Annotated in this window: 18 protein-coding genes; 14 read left to right on the top strand and 4 right to left on the bottom strand. The window is 28.2% G+C overall.

Translation table 11 applies throughout. The annotated features are described in order from the left end of the window. Positions 1-34 precede the first annotated feature (34 nt). The 3 genes from I4V51_RS05980 to I4V51_RS05970 are packed head-to-tail and all read left to right on the top strand — an operon-like array spanning position 35 to position 3,134. A complete protein-coding gene (locus I4V51_RS05980) occupies positions 35-970 on the top strand; it encodes an ABC transporter ATP-binding protein (RefSeq protein ID WP_195987407.1) in 936 nt (311 codons plus the stop codon). 11 nt (positions 971-981) lie between these two features. Further along, a complete protein-coding gene (locus tag I4V51_RS05975) occupies positions 982-2,073 on the top strand; it encodes an ABC transporter permease (RefSeq protein ID WP_195987406.1) in 1,092 nt (363 codons plus the stop codon). Continuing rightward, positions 2,064-3,134 (top strand): ABC transporter permease, encoded by a 1,071-nt coding sequence (locus I4V51_RS05970; protein WP_195987405.1) that lies wholly within the window; start codon positions 2,064-2,066, stop codon positions 3,132-3,134. Before I4V51_RS05975 ends, I4V51_RS05970 begins: the two co-directional genes overlap by 10 nt. Positions 3,135-3,158: 24 nt before the next feature. Here the strand turns inward: I4V51_RS05970 and I4V51_RS05965 are convergent, their stop codons facing one another. After that, positions 3,159-3,908: a hypothetical protein gene (locus tag I4V51_RS05965; protein ID WP_195987404.1), complete on the bottom strand. Its 750-nt coding sequence runs from the start codon at positions 3,906-3,908 to the stop codon at positions 3,159-3,161. Positions 3,909-4,276: 368 nt separating this feature from the next. Between I4V51_RS05965 and I4V51_RS05960 the strand changes: the two genes are divergently transcribed. Together I4V51_RS05960 and I4V51_RS05955 are read left to right on the top strand one after the other, a co-directional pair. Beyond that, complete coding sequence (locus I4V51_RS05960) at positions 4,277-5,782, top strand: DUF1846 domain-containing protein (protein ID WP_195987403.1); 1,506 nt, start codon at positions 4,277-4,279, stop codon at positions 5,780-5,782. Between the two features lie 153 nt (positions 5,783-5,935). Beyond that, the gene (locus I4V51_RS05955) at positions 5,936-7,255 is read left to right on the top strand and encodes a LysM peptidoglycan-binding domain-containing protein (RefSeq protein ID WP_195987402.1); all 1,320 of its coding nucleotides are present in this window, start codon (positions 5,936-5,938) and stop codon (positions 7,253-7,255) included. 65 nt (positions 7,256-7,320) lie between these two features. On the opposite strand, the gene I4V51_RS05950 is transcribed toward I4V51_RS05955, so the two are convergent. Further along, positions 7,321-8,958, bottom strand: coding sequence for a carbon starvation CstA family protein (locus I4V51_RS05950; RefSeq protein WP_195987401.1), 1,638 nt, complete (start codon positions 8,956-8,958; stop codon positions 7,321-7,323). A gap of 24 nt (positions 8,959-8,982) precedes the next feature. Next, positions 8,983-9,483 (bottom strand): hypothetical protein, encoded by a 501-nt coding sequence (locus I4V51_RS05945; RefSeq protein WP_195987400.1) that lies wholly within the window; start codon positions 9,481-9,483, stop codon positions 8,983-8,985. Between the two features lie 249 nt (positions 9,484-9,732). Between I4V51_RS05945 and I4V51_RS05940 the strand changes: the two genes are divergently transcribed. From I4V51_RS05940 to I4V51_RS05925, 4 genes are all read left to right on the top strand, one after another. Then, positions 9,733-11,397, top strand: a complete 1,665-nt coding sequence (locus tag I4V51_RS05940) for a ribonuclease J (protein WP_195987420.1) — start codon at positions 9,733-9,735, stop codon at positions 11,395-11,397. 143 nt (positions 11,398-11,540) lie between these two features. After that, positions 11,541-12,365, top strand: coding sequence for a hypothetical protein (locus I4V51_RS05935; RefSeq protein ID WP_195987399.1), 825 nt, complete (start codon positions 11,541-11,543; stop codon positions 12,363-12,365). 225 nt (positions 12,366-12,590) lie between these two features. Then, positions 12,591-13,268, top strand: coding sequence for an NAD(P)/FAD-dependent oxidoreductase (locus I4V51_RS05930; RefSeq protein ID WP_195987398.1), 678 nt, complete (start codon positions 12,591-12,593; stop codon positions 13,266-13,268). 134 nt (positions 13,269-13,402) lie between these two features. Further along, on the top strand, positions 13,403-14,845 hold the full coding sequence (locus I4V51_RS05925; RefSeq protein ID WP_195987397.1) for a DEAD/DEAH box helicase: 1,443 nt from the start codon (positions 13,403-13,405) through the stop codon (positions 14,843-14,845). A gap of 73 nt (positions 14,846-14,918) precedes the next feature. Here the strand turns inward: I4V51_RS05925 and I4V51_RS05920 are convergent, their stop codons facing one another. After that, positions 14,919-15,590, bottom strand: a complete 672-nt coding sequence (locus I4V51_RS05920) for a helix-turn-helix transcriptional regulator (protein ID WP_195987396.1) — start codon at positions 15,588-15,590, stop codon at positions 14,919-14,921. A gap of 126 nt (positions 15,591-15,716) precedes the next feature. Between I4V51_RS05920 and I4V51_RS05915 the strand changes: the two genes are divergently transcribed. The 5 genes from I4V51_RS05915 to I4V51_RS05895 all read left to right on the top strand — a co-directional run bounded on the left by I4V51_RS05915 (position 15,717) and on the right by I4V51_RS05895 (position 22,596). Continuing rightward, a complete protein-coding gene (locus I4V51_RS05915) occupies positions 15,717-17,453 on the top strand; it encodes a glycoside hydrolase family 13 protein (RefSeq protein WP_195987395.1) in 1,737 nt (578 codons plus the stop codon). A gap of 168 nt (positions 17,454-17,621) precedes the next feature. Further along, positions 17,622-18,842 carry an ROK family transcriptional regulator gene (locus I4V51_RS05910; RefSeq protein ID WP_195987394.1) on the top strand — a complete coding sequence of 407 codons (1,221 nt, stop codon included), beginning with the start codon at positions 17,622-17,624 and terminating at the stop codon, positions 18,840-18,842. A gap of 64 nt (positions 18,843-18,906) precedes the next feature. Continuing rightward, the gene (gene galT / locus I4V51_RS05905; RefSeq protein ID WP_195987393.1) at positions 18,907-20,430 is read left to right on the top strand and encodes a UDP-glucose--hexose-1-phosphate uridylyltransferase; all 1,524 of its coding nucleotides are present in this window, start codon (positions 18,907-18,909) and stop codon (positions 20,428-20,430) included. 156 nt (positions 20,431-20,586) lie between these two features. After that, a complete protein-coding gene (locus I4V51_RS05900; protein ID WP_195987392.1) occupies positions 20,587-21,753 on the top strand; it encodes a galactokinase in 1,167 nt (388 codons plus the stop codon). A 288-nt stretch (positions 21,754-22,041) separates the two neighbouring features. Next, the gene (locus I4V51_RS05895) at positions 22,042-22,596 is read left to right on the top strand and encodes an ECF-type riboflavin transporter substrate-binding protein (protein ID WP_195987391.1); all 555 of its coding nucleotides are present in this window, start codon (positions 22,042-22,044) and stop codon (positions 22,594-22,596) included. Positions 22,597-22,647: the final 51 nt, after the last annotated feature.

The raw sequence follows: 22,647 nt of genomic DNA, 5'->3' as shown, positions 1-22,647 counted from the left end.
TATAATATTAAGATAAGCCTAGGGGGTATTTTTAATGAGTATTATAGAAGTGAAAAATATAACAAAAAGATTTAATGATAAGTTAGTTTTAGATAATGTTAGTTATGAAGTAAATGAAGGTGAGATATTTGGGTTTATAGGACCAAATGGTGCAGGGAAATCTACTTTGATAAATATAATGACAACACTTATTACACCAGATAGCGGAAGTATTAAAATATGTGGATATGATATTTTAAAAGAACCTATAAAAGCAAAGGAGTGTATAGGATATGTTCCACAAGATCTAGCTTTAATTGAAGAACTTAATGCTTATGATAATTTAGAGTTTTTTGGATCTTTATATGGACTGAAAGGTAAAGTTTTAAAAGAAAGAATAAAAGAGTCGCTTAAAGTTACAGGGTTAGAGGAAACAAAAAGGCTAAAGGTTAAGAAATTTTCAGGGGGAATGAAGAGAAGATTAAATATTGCAGTTGCTATAATGCATCACCCAAAGGTTTTAATATTAGATGAACCTACAGTTGGAGTTGATCCACAATCAAGAAATCACATATTTTCTTTTGTAAAAAATATATGTAAAGAGTGGGGAACTACTGTTATTTATACATCTCATTATATGGAGGAAATTGAAGAGCTTTGCAAGAGAGTATTTATAATAGATTTAGGAAAAGAAATTGCTTATGGTGATAGGGAAGAAATTAAAGCTGCTGTATTTTCTAATAATAAAGTGTTAATAGAAGCTCAAGATATAAATGCAAAAACTATAGTAGAGCTTAAATCAATAGATGGAATTAATAATGTTACAGATAAAGATAATAAAGTTTCATTAACTATAGGTTCTAATTTTAAACTTGGAAGTGTTCTTTCCTTGATGGAAAAGGAGGGTATTAATATTAAGAAAATTAGCTATGAAGAAGCTAAGCTTGAAGATGTATTTTTATCATTAACAGGAAAAAGTTTAAGAGATTAGGGGGAATAGATATGAAGCTTTGGTATTACATGAAAATGAATTTTAAGAATATGTTTGCAACTGGAGTCATAACAATAGCTTATTATATATTATTTCCTATCTTATTAGCTGGAGTTATGGGGTTTATGCAAGGGACACTTCATGATAGCCAGTTAAAGATTAAATCTGTAAATACTAAGATAGTTGATTATGATAATAGTGAAATGTCGAAACAATTGGTAAGTTTTTTAGAAGGCAATGAGTTAAGTGAAATAGTTAATATTGTAGATAAAAAACCAGAAGTTGAAATTATAATAAATAAAGGTTATGGAGATGATGTTCTATCATTAAATGGTGGTGAAATAATAATAAATAGAGAGTCTGAAAAGAAGTTAGCTACTATTACAACTTTAAAATCTGTTTTAGATAGATATCATCAAGGGATATATGTTTCACTAAGTGATGGGAATACATTACAGTTAAATAATACGACAAATAGTATTATAAAGAATATATCTATAGATTCAAAAGAAGGTGCCACGGAGTATGAAAAAATGTCTGCATCTATGATTGGATTTATAATAACTATGCTTATATATTCATTAATTAAAGCTGGATATATGCCAGTAAGTATGAATATTGATAAAAGGTTAAATTCTACTCCTATTACAAAGGTAGAGCTTTTAATAATTGATTCAATATGTTTAGTAGCATATATATTTATAATTCTTTTTGCATATGTTATGTTCTTTAGAATATTAGGTATTAGTTTTACAGGAGAATTTTTAAGCTTAATTATATTGATATTGTTAGGAGCAATGCTTGTTGTAGGTATAGTTAAGTGTATATCTACATTATTTGGAGCTAAATATGGTAATTTAATAGGAGTTATTTTATTTACATTACCTTTAATAAGTGGAGAGATATTCTTAGGAGAAGGAAATAAATTAGCGGTAGCAACTCCAACACATTATTTGAATAATGCCTTTTCTTTATATAATTTAAATGGAAATTTAGAAGGCTGTGGTAATTGGTTAATTATTATAATTGCTATTGTTGGAATTACCTTTATGTTAGCCTTTTTAAAGGAATGGATATTAGGGAGGAAAAGAATATGGGGTTAATGAGATTAACGTTTATTAATATAAAAAGACAATTAAAAAATCCTTTTGTAATCATAATAACTTTATTAATGCCAGTAGTAATGCTTTTAATTATTAATGGAGGCAAAGGCGAAGGTCGTGATAAAATTGGAGCTATAGGAATTGTAGATAAAAGCAATTCAATTTACTCACAAGAGATAATTGGTGAATTAGAAAAAAGTTATAATATTACTTTAACTGGAGATGCAGAAGAAAATTTAAATTTAATAAGGGATAATAAGGTTGGAGCTATTTATGTTATAGACAGTAACTTTAAAGAAGTTTTAGAGCATGGTAATAGTCCAGAAGTTAAATGTTATAGCAATGGCACTAGCAATGGAATAATATTGGCAGATGAAATAATAACAACCTATATAAATAATGTTGTTCAAGAAAGTATTAGTGAAGGGTTAAGTACAAAATCAATAAAGACTATAGTTAACAATGAAAAAGTAACAGATAAGTCAAATTATATAATGATAGTTTTAATGTTATGTTATTTTATGATGATTGGTGGATCTATAATATCAGAAGAAATAATTAAACTTAAAGAACAAAATGTTTTAAGGAGAACAATAGCTACAGCTAATTCTGATAGAGCTATATTAGGAAGCTTATTTATGTCATCATTTATAATACAAGGAGCCTTATGTAGTTTAGGATTATTAATTTTAATATCAGTTTTAAAGCCGGAAAATGCTAATATAGCTCAAGGGATATTGGCGGTTGTATTAGGAAGCTTAATTACCACATCTCTTATTGTAGCAGTAACAAGGTGGATAAAAAATAAGACATTAGCAAGTTTAGCTATTGTAGTTATAGGTCTAATAGCTTTTGTAGCATCTATGATGCAATGGGGAATGGATTCTATTGAAAATGTTCCTATATTCATAGAAGGACTATCTATAATATCACCATTTACATGGCTTTTAAGAATAATTGATACAGGAAGTATAATTATGCCTTGCTTAGTTTTAATTTTGATGTCGGTAGTATTTTTTACAGCTGGAAGTTTTAGGTTAAGAGACTTTGTTAAGGATTAAAAATAAAAAGACCAACTGGTCTTTTTATTTTTTTCCTTTATTTGAATTTGAATTAGATTCTTTAAGCTTATCACTTCTAATAGAATTTTCAATTATAGTATAAAAAATGGCATCTTCAACATCTACGTCACTAGTATCATTAATAGTAATTTTATATTTATGAGTAGGGCTAAAAATACTACCATCAATAATATAATCAACATTATCGTCATTATCAAAAATCTTATAATCTCTACATAAGATTATAGAGTCTGGAATTCCCCTACCTAACTTTTTATAACTGGAATTATAAAAGTGTTCAACTCTTTTTAATCTCCAAAAATCAGTAAGTTTTTGTTCACCTATGTAACCAGTTATATTACCATTAGAGTCTTCTACCTGTGCTAATCTGTTTATAGATAAATTGAATAATTTAACTTGAGTTAAGCCCATTCTTTTAATTTGATTTTCTTTTTTTATAAGATTTCCATTAATATCTTTTAATTTTAAAGTATCTCCGAATATAGGAAATAGCTTTCCTGTAACTTCACCAACAAGTACACCATCACTAAGGATATAATAGTGTTTCCTAAAAGAAAAAATCTTTTTTTCAATAGTGATTTTATTAGAAATATCCATTATTTCATCAAAGGTTTGAACTTGAGGATTTATTAAATCTGTAGAAGTAGTGCCAAAAACCCTAACTTTTTGTGCAACATAAAAGCTTAAGTTCCATATTAAAATAAATAAAAGTATTCCTAAAAAGGTTTTTAAGAATTTATTTTTGATTTTCATTTTTCCCCCTAATTTTATAGCGTTAATTAGATAATTATAGCATTTGGGCGTTTTAGCATCAATAAATAATAAGAAGGTATTTAATTAATTTATTGATTGAGATAGAAAGAAAAGAGTGTTTTAAAAGTTATGATATAAAAATATAATTCTTGTTAAATTTTACGAATTATAAATATTCTGAATAAATTTTATTTCGTATTTTATAGTTTACTTTATTAAAATTTTGTGCAATAATATTATATATTTTGTGCCTAATTAATAAGAATAAAATTGAAATTTTTTATTAATAGTTGCAATTAGTATAAATAGTTCTTTATATTAAAAAGCTATTTATGCTAAAAAAAAACTATAAAATTAGGAGTGGACATATGAAAATAGGATTTGATCATGAGAAATATTTAGAGGAGCAATCAAAGTACATATTAGAAAGAGTAAATAACTACGACAAGTTATACTTAGAATTTGGAGGGAAACTTTTGTTTGATTTACATGCAAAAAGAGTTTTACCAGGATTTGATGAAAATGCAAAAATTAAATTATTACATAAATTAAAAGAAAATGTAGAAGTAGTTATTTGTGTTTATGCAGGAGATATAGAAAGAAATAAAATAAGAGGCGACTTCGGAATCACTTATGATATGGACGTTTTAAGACTTATTGACGATTTAAGAAGTTATGATCTAGAAGTTAATTCAGTTGTAATAACTAGATATAATGATCAACCTTCAACTACTGTTTTCATTAATAAATTAGAAAGACGTGGAATAAAAGTTTATAAGCATAGAGCTACTAAAGGATATCCAACAGATGTTGATACTATAGTTAGTGAAGAGGGATATGGAAAGAATCCATATATTGAAACTAGTAAACCAATAGTAGTTGTTACTGCACCAGGACCAGGAAGTGGTAAACTGGCTACATGTTTAAGTCAATTATATCATGAAAATAAAAGAGGAAATGTAGCTGGATACTCTAAGTTTGAAACATTCCCAGTATGGAATGTTCCGCTAAAGCATCCATTAAATATAGCTTATGAAGCAGCTACAGTTGACTTAAAAGATGTTAACATGATAGATTACTTCCATTTAGAAGCATATGGAGAAACTGCAGTTAACTATAATAGAGATTTAGAAACATTCCCAGTGCTTAAGAGAATAATAGAAAAGATTACTGGAAAAGAATCGATTTATAAATCACCAACAGATATGGGCGTTAATAGAGTTGGATTTGGTATAGTTGATGATGAAGTTGTTAAAGAAGCTTCAAGACAAGAAATTATAAGAAGATATTTTAAAACTGGTTGTGAATATAAGAAGGGGTATGTAGATAAAGATACTTTTGAACATGCAAAACTTATAATGGAACAAGTAAACTTAAAAGAAGAAGATAGAAAAGTTGTAATGCCAGCTAGAGAGCGTGCATTAAAATTAAAAGAAGAAAAAAATAATGAAATATGTACAGCAGTTGCAATAGAATTAAATGACGGAACTATTCTTACAGGAAAAGGTTCAGAGTTATTAGATGCATCAGCAGCAGCGTTATTAAATTCTGTAAAACATTTAGCTAATATAGCAGATGATATGCACTTAATTTCACCTGTTATTTTAGAGCCAATTTTAGATTTAAAATCTAAAACTTTATCAAATCAAAAAGTATCATTAAACTGTGAAGAAGTTTTAATTGCTTTAAGTATTTCAGCTGCTACTAATCCAACAGCACAAGTTGCTATGGAAAAGTTAGCTATGCTAAAGGGATGTCAAGCACATTCAGTTACTATATTACCAACTAGTGATGAGCAAACATTTAGAAAACTTGGAATAGACGTTACATGTGATGCAGAATACGCTTCAGAAAGTCTTTTCTATAATAACTAATAAATAGATAAATTAAAGAGATTATTACAAAAGTGAATGTAATAATCTCTTATTTTTATATAAGTTTCAATATTAATATAAAGTACTCACTATTTTTTTGTGTGATGAATAGTAATAAAGTATATCTAAAATATTACGCAAAGGAGTAGAGAGATGACAACTTATAAGGGGATAGATATTAGCAATTGGCAAGGAAGCGTAAATTTTTCAGAGGTAAAGAATAGCGGAGTACAAATAGTTTATATTGAAGCAACAGAAGGAAACTTTTATACAGATCCTTATCTTCAAGAATTTTATGATGGAGCATCTGATAGTGGATTATTAATAGGATTTTATCATTTTTTTAGCCCATCTGTATCAGCATCAGAACAGGCAAGATATTTTACTAATGCTATAAGTGGAATGACAAGTGAATGTAGATTGGTATTAGATTTAGAAGAAGCAGGTGGATACGGGCCTTCAGAATTATCAAGTATTGCAAGTGAATTTTTAAAAGAGGTTCAATCAAACAGTGGATTAGATGTAGCTTTATACACTTATGCAAGCTTTGCAAATAATAATATTGAAACAGGATATGGATTAGAAAATTATCCATTATGGATAGCAGAGTATGGAACTAGTAGTCCAGAAGATAATCCAATATGGGGAAGTAGTTATGCAGGCTGGCAATATTCAGATACAGGATATACTCCAGGTGTAAATGGAAACTCTGATTTAGATACTTTTAATAGTGGTATATTGCTAAATAGTAAGGTAAGTATTCCAGGAACTAGAAAGCAAGAGTTGGAAAATGGGAGTATCAAGTATTATGTAGTACAAGCAGGAAATACATTAAGTGGAATTGCAGCAAGATTTGGAACTACAGTTCAAGCATTAGTACAATTAAATAATATAGCAAATCCTAATTTAATCTATGTAGGACAAGTATTGAAGATATATGGAAATAGTAAAGTTCAAAGAGGAAATAATAGTTTTAGTGGAACCTATGTAGTTCAATCAGGAGATACTTTGAGCGGATTAGCATTAAGATTTGGCACAACTGTACAAGCATTAGTGCAATTAAATAATATAGCAAATCCTAATTTGATATATGTTGGAGAAGTATTAAAACTTCCAGTTTCTAATTCAGTTAAAACTGGAGCATCATCTAAACAATATCAAACAACTTATGTAGTACAATCAGGAGATACATTAAGTGGAATTGCAGCAAGATTTGGAACTACAGTTCAGTATTTAGCAAGAATAAATGGAATAGTAAATCCAAATTTAATATATGTTGGGCAAGTGTTGAAAATTAGCGGATCAGGAGTATCTGCACAAAGAGGAGACTCAACTGCAACTTATGTAGTTAAATATGGTGATACTTTAAGTGGAATAGCATTAAGGTTTGGAACTACAGTTAATAATTTAGTGGCATTAAATGATATTTCAAATCCAAATTTAATATATGCAGGACAAGTTTTGAAAGTTTAGTTGTAAAGTAAGATGGAAGCTATATAATTTAGCTTCCATCTTATTTTATAATTTTACATAATTATTTAAATATTAGTTTGGGCATCACTTTTAGCCTTTTTTAATGAAGTGAAGCTTTCTACAACAAGAACTATAGCTAAAATAAATAGTATTATAGCAATAACTCCAAGTATATAATTAGGAGTTGAGCTAAATAAGTTTGTTTTAATTAAAAGTCCAAGGGCAACTAGAGTAACTATAAACATAAATACCATAGGAATTATAGTCATCATAGTTTTCTTACCTTTCTTTGCAAGCCATGCAGTTATAGCTAATAATGATAATGCAGCTAATAATTGGTTTGCAGATCCAAACATTGGCCAAATTTTATCATAGCCATATCCTAATAATATTGCTGCTAGTAAAACTGTAATTATTGTTGAAGTATATATATTTCCAAAGAATTTTTTTACAGGTTCACTGGCATCATCAAATAATTCCTGAAATATATACCTACCAATTCTTGTTGCAGTATCTAAGCTTGTCAAAGCAAATGCAGAGAAAGTAAGAGTTACAAATATTCTACCTATTTCCATTGGTAAACCAAATTTATTCATAAATGTAGCTAAACCATTTGAGAATATTTGAGCAGGGGTAGCACCATCAGCTTTTGCAACTGAAGCAACAGCTATAAGTGCAAGTACAGCAACAACACCTTCTATAAGCATAGCACCATATCCTATAAGTTGAGTATCCTTTTCAGATTTTACTTGTTTTGCAGTTGTTCCAGAACTTACAAGTGAATGGAATCCAGAGACAGCACCACAAGCAACTGTTACAAATAAAAATGGAAATAATGTATTTCCATTAATTTTAAATCCAGCAAACATAGGTATTTCTGAAAGAGATGGAGTTGAGAATAATATACCTATTACACCACCAATTAACATTGCATATAAAAGGAATGAACATAAATAATCTCTTGGTTGTAATAAAATCCATACAGGTAGAATAGAAGCTAATGCTATATATATTATAAGAATAATATTCCAAGCGCCTTGGGAAAGTTTAACTACTGGGAATAGGTATCCTAGGCATATACATATAAATAAAACTAAAACGCCAATTATCGTAGCAATACCAAGTTTAGCTGATTTTCTATAGACAAAGTAACCAAATGCAACAGCTAAGGCAATGAATAGAAGAGAGGCAGTACCAGCCCTAGCTCCAGTTAAACTTTCAGGTGCAGTTGGATTATATGCAAATGTACCAGCACAAATAGAAGTAAAGGCAGCAACAACTAATATTAGTGTTGCATATGCAAATACATCAAATAATAATTTGCCTCTTTTGCCTATATTAACTTTCATTATTTCACCAATACTTTTACCATCATGACGAAGGGAAGCAAATAGTGCACCAAAATCATGAACTCCACCAATAAATATAGATCCAACTAAAATCCATAAGTAAACTGGAAGCCAACCAAATACAGAAGCAAGTATAGGGCCAGTTATGGGACCTGCACCAGCAATTGAAGAAAAGTGATGTCCGAGGACTACTTTAGCATCTGCAGGAACATAGTCAATGCCATCTTTTAAAGTGTTTGCAGGAGTTTTTCTTTCAAAATCAATACCCCATTTTTTTGCTAACCAGCGTCCATAGGTTAGATAAGCAATAATGAAAATAGCTATAGCACCAATAAGTAATAATAATGAGTTCATATAAGTCCCCCTTATAAAATATAATTAAGATGTAGGTAAATACACCTTTTTTAGCTTTTTACCTGCTTTATTAGATTCAACTAAGTTATCAGAAAGACCTACAATAAATAATCTTATTTCGCAAAAACCTTGAAAGTAAAATTTATATATTTTTTCAAATTTGAACTCTTTAATTTTTTTTATTGTTGATTTATTAGGAAGAGTATTGCAGACAATGATTGCATTTATATAAGAACTTTTATGATCTTTATGGGGTTTTACTAAAAGGTTAGGGGTAGTTTTTATGTATTCTATAAAGTCATCAATTTTATAATCATCTATAGATTCAAAATATTTTACTAGAACATATTCATTTGATTCAAATTTATCTATTATATCTTTTTGAGATATCATTGTTCTACCTAGAATTAGCTTTGTGCTAGCGAAAATGTTAAATGTATTAGAAAGTAATTGATTATCGTATTGTATATCAAAATAAGAATTCAATCGATTAGATAAGATGCTTGTATAATGAGATATATCCATTAATAGCCTCCTTTATAGAAAGAATATTTTAAAAATAAACGGGGAATAATGGTTGTACAATATAATGATATTCTTTGATTTGATAAAATAAAACTATTTTTATAATAAATACATTAAATAATTATAAAAATAAAATAGTTATAAAAACAAAATAATTATAAAAATATACTTTCAATTTATAGAATAACTAATAATATGGCAAGGAATAATAATAATAGATATATTAGATATTTTATGAAAGGAATTGTTTTGATGAATGAAGAAAAAGTTAGAATAATACCTCTTGGTGGATTAGGGGAAATAGGAAAAAATATTACTGTTATAGAGTGTGATGATGAGATTATTGTTATTGATTGTGGAATAGCATTCCCAGATGAAGAAATGTATGGAGTTGACCTGATAATTCCTGATATTACTTATTTAAAAAACAATGAAAAAAAAATAAAAGGTATTTTTTTGACTCATGGACATGAGGATCATATAGGAGCATTACCTTATGTGTTAAAGGAAATTAATGTTCCTCTTTATGGAACTAAATTAACAATAGGTATTGTTAAGACTAAGCTAGAAGAACATAATGTTTTAGCAGAGGCAAAGTTAAACAATGTTGAGCCAGGAGACGTTATTTCATTTAATAAGCTTAAAGTAGAGTTTATAAGAAATACTCATAGTATTGCAGATTCATGTAGTTTAGCTATATTTACACCTGCAGGAATAATACTTCATACAGGTGATTTTAAAATAGACTATACACCAATAGATGGACAAAAGATGGATTTGCAAAGAATATCTAATCTTGGTAAAGAGGGAATAGCTTTATTAATGGCAGATAGCACTAATGTTGAGAGACAAGGACATTCTTTATCAGAGAAGAGTATAGGATTAACATTAGATCGTATTATTGGAAAAGCAAAGGGAAGAGTTATAGTTGCTACTTTTGCATCTAATATTCATAGGATGCAGCAAATAGTAGATGCATCTATTAAAAGTAATAGGAAAGTAGTTTTTAATGGAAGAAGTATGGAAAATATATCTAAGGTTGCTATGGAGCTTGGATACTTACATATTCCTAATGAACATATTATTAGTATTGATGATTTAAATAATTATGAAAATGATAAAATTACATTGATTACTACAGGAAGCCAGGGTGAACCTATGGCATCATTAGCTAGAATAGCATTTTCAACTCATAGAAAAATAGTTATAGAACCTAATGATACTTTTATAATTTCAGCATCACCTATACCAGGAAATGATAAACTCATTTCAAGAGTTATTAATCAATTGTTTAGAAAAGGTGCAGACGTAATATATGAGGATTTAGAAGATGTTCATGTATCTGGGCATGCATATCAAGAAGAATTAAAGCTTATACATACATTAGTGAATCCGAAATATTTTATGCCTGTTCATGGCGAGTATAGACATTTAAAACATCATGGTGATTTAGCTGAAAATTTAGGAATGAAAAAAAGTGATATATTTATCTTAGAAACAGGAAATGTTTTAGAATTAACAAAGAATAGTTGCAAAAAAGAAGGTAAGGTTAGAACAGGAGCTATATTTGTTGATGGCTTAGGTGTTGGAGATGTTGGAAATATTGTATTACGTGATAGAAGACATTTAGCTCAAGATGGAATGTTAACTATTGTGGTTGCAATTGAAAGAGATACTTTAAGTATTGTTTCAGGACCAGATGTAATCACAAGAGGCTTTGTATATGTTAAAGAGTCTGAGGAACTTATAAATAAAGTAAAAGAATTATCAGTAAATGAGCTAGAAAAGTGTTTAGGAATGGGCGTTATTGAGTGGTATGTATTAAAGAGTAGCATTAAAAAAACTGTTGAAAATTATATATATGAAAAAACCAAAAGAAGACCTACAATAATTCCAATTATTATGGAGACTTAGTTAGTATTTATATAGATTTAATTATATTTATTATTTAAATTGTAAAATATGAATTGTGATTTTTAGTTGTCGTTGAAAAAATGTAGATATATGTTGTATAATTGAAATGTAAACATTTAAAAAGGGAGAAAAGGGGAAAAAATATGAATACAGGAACAGCTAAAAAATATCAAGAATTATTGCAAGAATTTTCAAAAACTCCAAGAGCTGATGTTAAAGGCTTTAGAAAAAAAACTGAAGAGGTTTTAAGTGAATTTTTTAAATTAAATGAAGTTTATACAATAGCTTCAAGAAGTGCAACAGTTGAAGAGGTTAATGAAAATACAGCAAAACCATTATGTGCTTTAAATCATAAGAAAATGCCATGTATGTGGTTCTTTTCAGAAAAGGAATTTGCACAAAATTTTGTTAAACATTTTAATATTATAAAAGATGGTACTGAATATATAAGAAAATTACAAGGTAAAGAGTTAATTGATGTTATAAAGTTTGGAGTATTTAATGGAATATATCAATTTTCTATAGATGAAGGCAAATGTACTATGGTTGTTGTACCATATGATTTATTAAATGCGTATTTTGCTAGTAATGGAGAAGAAAATTTCTTAGAAAAAGATCAATATGAGTTAATGATTTTATTTACAATGATGAAGTTCCATAAAAAACTTGTATATGCAATTGAAAGTGATGAGAAAGATTGTAACGATAAAAATATATTAGCAGCAGATAGAAAAGGTGTCCTTAATATTTTTGATAAAAAGGATGATGCAGATGTTCATAAGTATGATATTGGATATGGGAGAAAAGAAGCAACATCGCTTAATATAATTGAATTCAGAAATGCAATTAATGCAATAGTTGATTGTGTTGAACTAGTTAGGTTTGAAATAAGAGAGAAAATTATTGAAGTAAATAGTAAGAAATTAGCTTACATATTAAATGAAATGGTTAGGGTTGATTATAAATAAACAAGAAAAAACTACCTATAGGTATAATATTATAGGTAGTTTTGTTAATATAAAGAAATTTTAAGTGAGTATAAATTTTATTTATTAATTATAATAAAAATTTATATAGATTTATAATTAAATAGATGATATAAAAGAATATAAAGAGAAAAGCTTATAAATCTATAGTTAATAAATAGATAGTAAAAGCAAAGTATATTACATTTATTTGAGAGGAGAAGTTCTATGAAAGATTTATTAGATAAGGGAGCTGTAGTTCAAAGAGATATGGAAACATATGCAATAGCTCCACATTTAACAGGAGGGCTTATAACTCCAAAGCAACTTAGAGATATTGCCGATGTTGCTGAAAAGTACAATGCATCAGCAGTAAAGGTAACAGGAGCTCAGAGAATAGCCATAGTTGGCTTAAAAGAAGAAGATATTGATAATGCATGGGCTGATTTAGGTATGAAGCCAGGAGCTGCAATAGGGTTATGTGTAAGAAGTGTAAAGATATGTCCAGGAACTACCTTCTGTAAAAGAGGGCTACAGGATTCAGTAGCTATAGGTTCAAAATTAGATGGAGCATTCCATGGTAGAAATCTTCCTAATAAATTAAAAATAGGTGTTAGTGGATGTCCAAATAGCTGTGCAGATAGTCATACTAGAGATATTGGTTTAATAGGTGGACCAAAGGGGTGGATTCTTTACCTTGGAGGAAGAGGTGGAGTTATTCCTAGATTAGGTGATAGAATTGCTATGAATATTCCAGATGAAAGAATTTTTGAGGTTGTTGAAAGAGTAATAGATATTTACGCTGAAAATGGCCAAGGAAGAGAAAGACTAGGAAATTATATTGATAGAATTGGATTAGAAGAATTCAAGAAGATATTAAATATTGAAGAATTCTTAAACTCTTAAAAAATACAAAAGGCAAATTCAAATTGTTGGTAATAGTTTGAGTTGCCTTTTATTTTTTTATTTACTTAATATAAATATAGGTTATACTAATTAAATGAAATATAATAAATAAAATTTATAAAAACGAGGTAAATATGTTAAAAAATACATTTAAGGATTACAATTTATGTAATGAAATAATGAAGTCATTAGAAGGAATAGGCTATAATAAGCCTTCTGATGTACAAAGCAAGGTTATACCTGAAGTATTAAGTGGAAAGGATGTTGTAGTTAAATCTCAAACAGGAAGTGGGAAAACTGCAGCTTTTGGAATTCCATTATGTGAAAATGTGCAATGGGAAGAGAGTAAGCCAGAAGCCTTAATTTTAACACCCACTAGAGAGTTAGCTATTCAAGTTAAAGAAGAATTAACAAATATAAGTAGATTTAAAAGGTTAAGAGCTGTTGCTGTATTTGGAAAGCAGCCTTTTTCTGATCAAGCAAGAGAGTTAAAACAAAAAACTCATATTGTAGTAGGAACTCCAGGTAGAATATTTGATCATATTGATAGGGGAACATTAGATATATCGAATATAAAATATTTAGTAATAGATGAAGCTGACGAAATGCTTAACATGGGATTTATAGATCAAGTTAGGGATATAATAGATGCATTAAGTAAAAATAGACAAACAATGTTATTTTCAGCAACTATTCCAGATGAGATATTAGGATTATGTAAGGTATATATGAATAATCCTGTTAATATTGAAATTAAGGCACAAAAGTTAATAACAGACAATATAACTCATGAATTATATAGATTTGATGAGTTTTATAAGTTAGATAATTTAAGTAAGCTTTTAATAAGTGAAGTGCCAGAGACAGCAGTTGTATTTTGCAAAACAAAAGAAAATGTAGATAAAGTTTTTGAAGTCTTAAATAAAAAAGGATACTCTGTAAATAAGATTCATGGTGGAATGCTTCAAAAGGAAAGATTAGAAGCAATGGATAAATTTAAAAAGGGTAACTTTAAAATATTAGTATCTACAGATGTCGCAGCAAGGGGAATTGATGTAGAAGGCATTACTCATGTAATTAATTATGATTTACCAGTAGAAAAAGAAGCTTATGTACATCGTATAGGTAGAACAGGTAGAGCAGGGGCAAAAGGAAAAGCTATATCCTTTGTTAATCAATATGAGGATAGACTTTTAGACACAATACAAGATTATATAGGATTTAAAATTCCTGTTGCAGGAAATATTATTGAAGTAAATAAAGAAAAAAGAGATGAAGCGATAAAAGCTTTAAAATCTAAACCAAAGGTCAAAAAGGAAAAAGCTAAGGTTATAAATAAAAATATAACTAAAATATATTTAAATGGTGGTAAAAAGAAAAAATTAAGAGCAGGAGATTTTGTAGGGGCTATATCTAGAATTGAAGGAATAACTGCTGAGGATATTGGAATAATAGACGTACAAGACACTGTTTCGTATATAGATATATTAAATGGTAAAGGAAATAAAGTAATAGAAGGGCTTAAGAATTCAACTATAAAGGGAAAGAAACTTAGAGTTGAAAGAGCAAGAAAATAACTAAATTACATATAAAGTGCTAATGCCATGAGATCAAAAATTAATGATATTTTGATAGCATGGCATTTAAGATTTAATTGTAATGAGTATTTCTAAATTCAGATGGAGATACTCCTTCAAAGGATTTAAAAGTTTTTGAAAAATGACTTTGATCATAAAAACCAAGTGATATTGATATATCAAGCATGCTTTTATTGGTTGTAAGTAATAAAACTTTAGCTCTATCTATTTTAATTTTTTTTGAGTATTTCATTAAAGATATTCCCATATGTTTTTTAAAGCAAGTTGATGCATATTCTGGTGTTATTCCAAGATGTTCAGATATCTTTTCAAGAGACATAAAACTTTCGATGTTCATATGAAGATGTTGAAGTAATTTATTTACTATGAAGTTATCCTTAACTTCTACATCACTAATTAAAAATTCAAGATATGCTTCAGCCATTTCTATTTCTAGCTCTTGAAGTGAGTTTAAATCATTAAGTGTAGGAATTTTAATATAATATTTATTGTAAAGGGTATGAAGATATTTTTTTGAAATACCGTGTCTTATGATTTCTTTAGAAAATATAGCATTCCAAATATATAAATCTATTTTTTTATCTTCTATATTTAAATCTTCTTCTAATTCTCCAATATGTTTTTGCTTAATTTTATAAAGAATAGCAGGTCTATTACTAGTATCAATAAAAGATGAAAATTCATTGCTAAAAATATTTAAATCGGAAATAAAACTTTCGTACATAATAATCCTCCCCAATATAGAAAGTTATATTAATTATATATATATTATATTATAAATATACAAACTGTGGTATAAAAAATTTTTATAATAGTTATGTAAATGTTTTAATATAACAGGAGGAAATTTATGAATAAGTATGCAGTTTTTCATGTTTTAGATACTCCTTATTCTTATGGAAAAGATAAGGATACTTTAGTTGTAAGAGTTAGAGTTGCAAGAAATGATATTAAGGAATGTTATATTTATTATAAGGATAGATATGATTGGGAAAATCAATACAATAAAAAAGCTATGAGAATAGTTGGAGAAACAGAGTTTTTCACATATTATCAAACAGAGATATCAGTTTTTAGAAATAGGTATAGATACTATTTTGAGTTTGTAGATACAAATTGTGAAAAGTTTCAATATAATGAGAGAGGCTTTGTAAATAAACATTTTAACTATAATGATATGAATTCTTTTCAATTCCCTTATATAGCAGAAGAAGATTTATATGAAGAGATTAAATGGTTGCAAGAATCAGTTGTATATCAAATATTTCCTGATAGATTTTGTAATGGTGATTCATCTATAGATATTGAAGGAACTAGTGAGTGGGGAAAAGGAAGAGTTCATAGAAGAAGTATTTATGGAGGAGATTTACGAGGAATAATTAATAAGTTAAATTATTTAGATGATCTTGGAGTAAATTTAATATATCTTACACCTATATTTAGAGCAAGTACTAATCATAAATATAACACTCAAGATTATTTTGATATAGATCCTCAATTTGGAACATTAAATGAAGCTAAGGAATTAGTAGATAAGGCTCATAAATTAGGTATGAAAGTAGTTTTTGATGCAGTATTTAATCATTCGGGTTCAGACTTTTTTGCTTTCGAAGATTTAATAGAAAATCAGCAAAAATCTAAATATAAAGATTGGTATTTTATAGATTCATGGCCTGTAACAAAATCAAAAAATAAATATTACACTTTTGCAAATGGTTGTGACAATATGCCTAAGCTGAACACTAATAATAAAGAGGTCAGAGAGTATTTGTTGAGCGTTGGAGAGTTTTGGATTAAAGAAGTAGGGATTGATGGTTGGAGACTTGATGTTTGTGACGAAGTTGGACATGAATTTTGGAGAGCATTTAGAAAAAGAATTAAGAGTATAAAAAAGGATGCAATAATAATTGGGGAAATAATGCATGAGGCTAATGCCTTTTTAAAAGGAGATCAACTAGATGGTATAATGAACTATCCTTTTAAAAATGCTATTATAGATTTTTTTGCAAAAGGAATTATAGGTGGAAGAGAGTTTTTTGATATAATGGCTGAAAATCGAGTTCTATATATGGAGAGCATAACTAAGCAAATGTGGAATTTAGTTGGAAGTCATGATACAAAGAGAATTTATACAGAATGTGATGGAAATATTGATAGAATAAAACTTTCTATAGCATATCAATTTTTATATATAGGTGTTCCGTATATATACTATGGTGATGAAATTGGATTAAGTGGAGGAGATGATCCTAACAATAGAAAGTGTATGGATTGGAATAATAATACACAGAATAGAGAAATATTTGATTTTTATAGAGATATAATTAATATTAGAAAAGAAAATAAAGTATTTATTTATGGAACATTTGAAGAAGTACATTGTGAAAATAATATAATAGCTTTTAAGAGAGTTTTAAATAATGAAGAAACTTTAATAATATTTAATAATAATGAAGATGAATCTCTAGTAAGACTTAATTTAAGGTCAAAGGGAGTAAATTTAATAACGAAAACTATTGAAGATTTATTAGAGGTTAGATTGGATAAACTTTCATTTAAGGTATATAAAGTATTAAATAATAAATAATGAATAAGGGCTAATATAAATTAGCCTTTATTTTAATTTGAGTAAAATAATATTGACAAAATATAAAGATATGATAACATAAAGATAAGAAAACAATTTCAAAGGTCTTTAAGATAGAAGAAATTTTTTTGAAGACTTTATTAAAATAATTAATAAAGAAGTGGTAATGTGAGTAAAGTATTAAAAGGTAGTTTTGAGTTAATGAAACAATTGAATGTTTCAGCGGTACTTAAAGTTATAAGAGATAATGGAAGTCTATCACGTGCAGAGATTGCAAAACTAACGGGGTTAACTCCAGCTAGTGTTACTAATATAACAAAAATTTTAATTGAAGATAAAATTCTTGTAGAAGGTAAAATTGGAGAATCAAGTGGAGGAAGACCACCAATAATATTAGAGCTTAATCCCAATGCTAGATATGTAATAGGTGTATGCATAGGGGTTGGTGTAATAGAAGTAGTGATAACTAATCTTTCAGCTATGATAATAATTAAAAAATCAATAAAAATAGATGATGAAAGATTTAATCATGATTTAGTTTTTAATAAGTTAGTTAATTTAATTAATGAAGTTATTGATGATAGTGAGATAGATAAGGAAAAAATATTGGGGCTAGGAGTAGCCTTACACGGGATAGTAAATGCAAGAACAGGAATATCTATATATGCTCCATATTATGGGTGGAAAAATGTAGATATAAAGAGCGAGTTAGAAGAAGCTCTTGGATTAACAGTATATGTAGATAATGATGTAAGAGCAATGGCACTAGGTGAAAGTTGGTTTGGAGTAACTTCAGATATAGCTAATTTTATAATTCTAAATATATCAAATGGTATTGGAGCTGGAATTATTATAAATAATAAGCCTTATTATGGAGTTGATTTTAGTGCTGGAGAAATAGGACATATAGTAGTAGAACCAGATGGTGACAAATGTAATTGTGGTAATTATGGGTGTCTTGAAACTGTTGCATCTAATAATAATATAACTAAAAAAGCTATTAAGCTTATAAAACAAGGGGTAAATAGTTCTTTAAAGATAAAACATAATGATATAAATAATTTAACTATAGAAGATATATGTATAGCTGCAAGGGATGGTGATGAGCTATCAATAACAATATTAAAAGAGGCAGCTAGATATATAGGAATAGGTATTACAAATTTAATAAATATACTAAATCCTACGGCAATAGTAGTTGTTGGAGAAATATTTGAAAATACAACACATGCTATTGAAACACTAAATGAAATAGTTAAAAATAGAGGGCTTAAATTATCAAGCGAAAATGTAAAGATAATTAAGAGTTTACTAGGTAGAGACGTTGCAGTAGTAGGAGCTACAACATTAGTTATTCAAGAAATATTTAATGGTATTACAATAAAGTAATACAAAATTAGACTATTAAATTTTATTTTAAATATTATTAAATTAAAAGTGGATGGTGAAAATTATGTGTAATATTGGGTATGAAATTGAAAGGCTTTTAAAATTTGCTTTAAAAAAGGAAATGATTTCAAAATGGGATGTGATTCCTTCAAGAAATGCATTAATAGATTTATTAAAAGTAGAAGCACCTTTTGAAGGAGAAGTAGAAGAGGGTATAGAAGAAAATGCAGTTGGTATATTAAATAATATTTTAGACTTCGCTGTTGAAACTGGTTTAATAGAAGAAGATACTACTACATTAAGAGATTTATTTGATGCAAAAATAATGGGATTATTAATGCCAAGAGAAGGAGAAGTTGTTAAAACTTTTTATAATAAATATGAAAATGAATCAAAAGAAAAAGCAACAGATTGGTTTTACGATTTAAGCAAAGCATCAAATTATATAATGACTGAAAGAATAGCTAAAAATCTTTGGTGGCCAGCAAAAACTGAGTATGGGGATTTAGAAATTACAGTTAATTTATCTAAGCCAGAAAAAGATCCAAAGGAAATTGCAAAAGCAAAGCTTATGAAACAAGCAACATATCCAAAGTGTTTGCTTTGTAAGGAGAATGTAGGTTATGCAGGAAGAATAAATCATCCAGCTAGGCAAAATCATAGAATTATTCCTATGAAATTAACAAATAAAGAATGGTTCTTACAGTATTCACCATATGTGTATTACAATGAACATTGTATTGTATTTAGTGGTGAACATGAGCCTATGAGATTAACAAGAAATTCAATTGAAAGACTTGTTGAATTTACAGAAGTTTTACCACATTATTTTATAGGCTCTAATGCTGATTTACCAATTGTTGGAGGATCAATATTAACCCATGATCATTATCAAGGTGGAAGACATGAATTTCCTATGGAGAAGGCTGAAATAGAAAAGTATTATGAAAGCAAAAAATATAAAGATATTGAAATTGGAACTGTTAAATGGCCAATGTCTGTAGTTAGAATAAAGGGTAATGATAAAAATAGAGTTGTAGATTTAGCTATGGAAATATTTGAAGCTTGGAAGGGTTATTCAGATGCTGAAAATGAGATAGAAGCTTTTAGCGGAGATGTACCACATAATACAGTTACACCAATTGCTAGAAGAAAAGGTGAAGCCTTTGAATTAGACTTAGTTTTAAGAAATAATAGAACTTCAGAAGAACATCCAGATGGTATATTCCATCCACATAAAGAACTTCATCATATAAAGAAAGAAAATATAGGTTTGATTGAAGTTATGGGACTTGCTGTTTTGCCAGGAAGACTAGAGAAGGAATTAGATACTATAGCTAAAATATTATGCGGGGACTTAGTTTATAACAGAGTTGAAGCAGAAAAAAATGATGAAATTAATAAGCATATACCATGGATAGAAAGAATGATGTCTGAAAATTCTTCATTAACTTATGGAGAAGCTAAGGAGTTATTAAAAGAAGAAGTTGGAATTATATTCTCAAGGGTGCTTGAAGATGCAGGAGTATTTAAGAGAACTGAAAAGGGACAAGGTGGACTAGAAAAGTTCTTAAGCACAGTACTTTAAGCAGTTTATAGTTATGAGTGTTTATTTAGTAGTTAAGTATGAAACTACATGGTAGTTTCTTTGAATATGTTTTCTAAATTTTGATAAGGAATAATCTATTCCATAACTCCTAATTTCTAACTAGAAAAAATGATTTTAAGAGAGGTTGAAGAAAAAATGAATAGAGAAGAAATGATACAATTATTTAAAAATGAATACGGGGTAGATAACAGAGAAATAAAGACTTTCTTATCTCCAGGAAGAGTTAATTTAATTGGTGAACATATAGATTATAATGGCGGTTTTGTATTTCCAGGAGCATTAACAGTTGGTATTTATGCAGCTTTATCCTTAAGAGATGATAATAAAATAAGAATGAGATCAAAAAATGTTGCTGGAGAAGTTATAGTTAATTTAGATGAAGAGTTAGTTTATAAGAAAGAAGATGATTGGGGTAACTATCCAAAAGGTGTTATTAAGGCACTTAAGGATTTGGGACATGAAGTACCAGGAATGGACATAGTTTTATATAGTAATATTCCAGATGGGGCAGGACTTTCATCATCTGCTGCACTTGAAGTACTAATGGCATATATAATACTTTATTTAGAAAATCCAGAGCAAATTGATAGAGTAGAAGTATCTAAACTTTGCCAAAAAGTTGAAAATGAATTTGTTGGTGTTAACTGCGGTATCATGGACCAATTTGCAGTTGCAGTAGGTAAAAAAGATCACGCGATACTTTTAGATTGTGCATCTCTTTACTATGAATATGCACCATTAAATTTAGGTGACTATAGCTTAGTTATAATGAGTACTAACAAGAGAAGAGAACTTGCTGATTCTAAATATAATGAAAGAAGAGCAGAATGTGAAAAAGCTCTTGAAATAATAAATGAGAATAAAACAGAAAAGTTAGAAAATCTTTGTCAAGCAACATTAGAAGATATAGAAAACTTTATTAATGATGAAACTATAAAGAGAAGGGCTATACATGTTGTTACTGAAAATGAAAGAGTTAAAAACAGTATGGAGATGTTAAAAGCTAACGATATATTAGCATTTGGTAAGCTATTAACAGCATCTCATATGTCTCTTGAAAATGATTATGAAGTTACAGGACTTCATCTTGATACTTTAGTACACGAAGCATTAAAAATAGAAGGTTGTATTGGTGCTAGAATGACAGGAGCTGGATTCGGTGGTTGTGCTATTGCTTTAGTAGATAATACTAAAGTTGAAGAATTTAAGGAAAAAGTATCAGTAGCATATAAAGAAGTTACAGAAATTACACCTTCATTCTATACAAGTAACATAGGTGAGGGAACTCACGTATTAAACTAAATAAATTTAAAAAAAGTTGTCCTTTAATTGGACAACTTTTTTTTGGTTGATATTATATATTAACTAAGAGAATTTCCAATAGTTTTTAGAAAAATGAGATTATAAAAGCATTGACTAGAAAATAATATAAAAGTATAATTTTAAGGTGTTGCTAAAAACTAAAAAGTGATAAAATTCGACATAATACGAATTTAAAATAAAGTTAATTTAAATAATATTCATATAATATTGTTCTAATAAAAAAAGAGGAAAGTTCCTTTAATATTAATTGAAAAAGGAGGCGTTTAAATGAGAAACAAGCTGTCAATTAAAGCTATAGTTGCAATTGGTATTGGAGCAGCAGTATTCATGATACTAGGAAGATTTGGTTCTATTCCAACAGGAATACCGAACACTAGCATTGAAACAAGTTATGCGCTTTTAGCGTTAATGTCAGTTATATATGGACCAATAGCAGGATTTGCAATAGGGGTTATAGGACATGGTTTAAAAGATTTAGTGTTTTATGGAATGCCATGGTTCAGCTGGGTGTTTGCGTCAGGAGTAGTTGGTCTTATTATAGGATTTTCAGCAAGAAGATTAAAAATAAATGGTGGAATATTTGAGAAGAAAGAAATTGTAATTTTTAATATATATCAAATAATTGCAAATATATTAGCATGGGGAGTAGTGGCACCAACGTTAGATATAGTTATATATGCCGAACCGGCTAACAAAGTATATTTACAAGGAACTATAGCAGCAATATCAAATTCAATTACAGTTGCTGTGCTAGGCACTATATTATTACATACTTATGCTAAAACTAAGATAAAAACAGGTAGTTTAGATAAAGAAGATTAATTTGAATTAAAATAAAAAGTATGGAAATTAATTATATTACATTACATTACA

Source organism: Clostridium sp. D53t1_180928_C8 (genome assembly GCF_015667795.1).
In the GTDB taxonomy this organism is placed as follows: Bacteria; Bacillota; Clostridia; order Clostridiales; family Clostridiaceae; genus Clostridium.
This window is presented reverse-complemented; position numbering and strand designations above follow the sequence as displayed.

Bases quoted from the DNA above. Each gene is read 5' to 3' on its own strand.
- I4V51_RS05980 (WP_195987407.1), top strand. From the start codon at position 35: ATGAGTATTATAGAAGTGAAAAATATAACAAAAAGATTTAATGATAAG.
- I4V51_RS05975 (WP_195987406.1), top strand. From the start codon at position 982: ATGAAGCTTTGGTATTACATGAAAATGAATTTTAAGAATATGTTTGCA.
- I4V51_RS05970 (WP_195987405.1), top strand. From the start codon at position 2,064: ATGGGGTTAATGAGATTAACGTTTATTAATATAAAAAGACAATTAAAA.
- I4V51_RS05965 (WP_195987404.1), bottom strand. From the start codon at position 3,908: ATGAAAATCAAAAATAAATTCTTAAAAACCTTTTTAGGAATACTTTTA.
- I4V51_RS05960 (WP_195987403.1), top strand. From the start codon at position 4,277: ATGAAAATAGGATTTGATCATGAGAAATATTTAGAGGAGCAATCAAAG.
- I4V51_RS05955 (WP_195987402.1), top strand. From the start codon at position 5,936: ATGACAACTTATAAGGGGATAGATATTAGCAATTGGCAAGGAAGCGTA.
- I4V51_RS05950 (WP_195987401.1), bottom strand. From the start codon at position 8,958: ATGAACTCATTATTATTACTTATTGGTGCTATAGCTATTTTCATTATT.
- I4V51_RS05945 (WP_195987400.1), bottom strand. From the start codon at position 9,483: ATGGATATATCTCATTATACAAGCATCTTATCTAATCGATTGAATTCT.
- I4V51_RS05935 (WP_195987399.1), top strand. From the start codon at position 11,541: ATGAATACAGGAACAGCTAAAAAATATCAAGAATTATTGCAAGAATTT.
- I4V51_RS05930 (WP_195987398.1), top strand. From the start codon at position 12,591: ATGAAAGATTTATTAGATAAGGGAGCTGTAGTTCAAAGAGATATGGAA.
- I4V51_RS05925 (WP_195987397.1), top strand. From the start codon at position 13,403: ATGTTAAAAAATACATTTAAGGATTACAATTTATGTAATGAAATAATG.
- I4V51_RS05920 (WP_195987396.1), bottom strand. From the start codon at position 15,590: ATGTACGAAAGTTTTATTTCCGATTTAAATATTTTTAGCAATGAATTT.
- I4V51_RS05915 (WP_195987395.1), top strand. From the start codon at position 15,717: ATGAATAAGTATGCAGTTTTTCATGTTTTAGATACTCCTTATTCTTAT.
- galT (WP_195987393.1), top strand. From the start codon at position 18,907: ATGTGTAATATTGGGTATGAAATTGAAAGGCTTTTAAAATTTGCTTTA.
- I4V51_RS05900 (WP_195987392.1), top strand. From the start codon at position 20,587: ATGAATAGAGAAGAAATGATACAATTATTTAAAAATGAATACGGGGTA.
- I4V51_RS05895 (WP_195987391.1), top strand. From the start codon at position 22,042: ATGAGAAACAAGCTGTCAATTAAAGCTATAGTTGCAATTGGTATTGGA.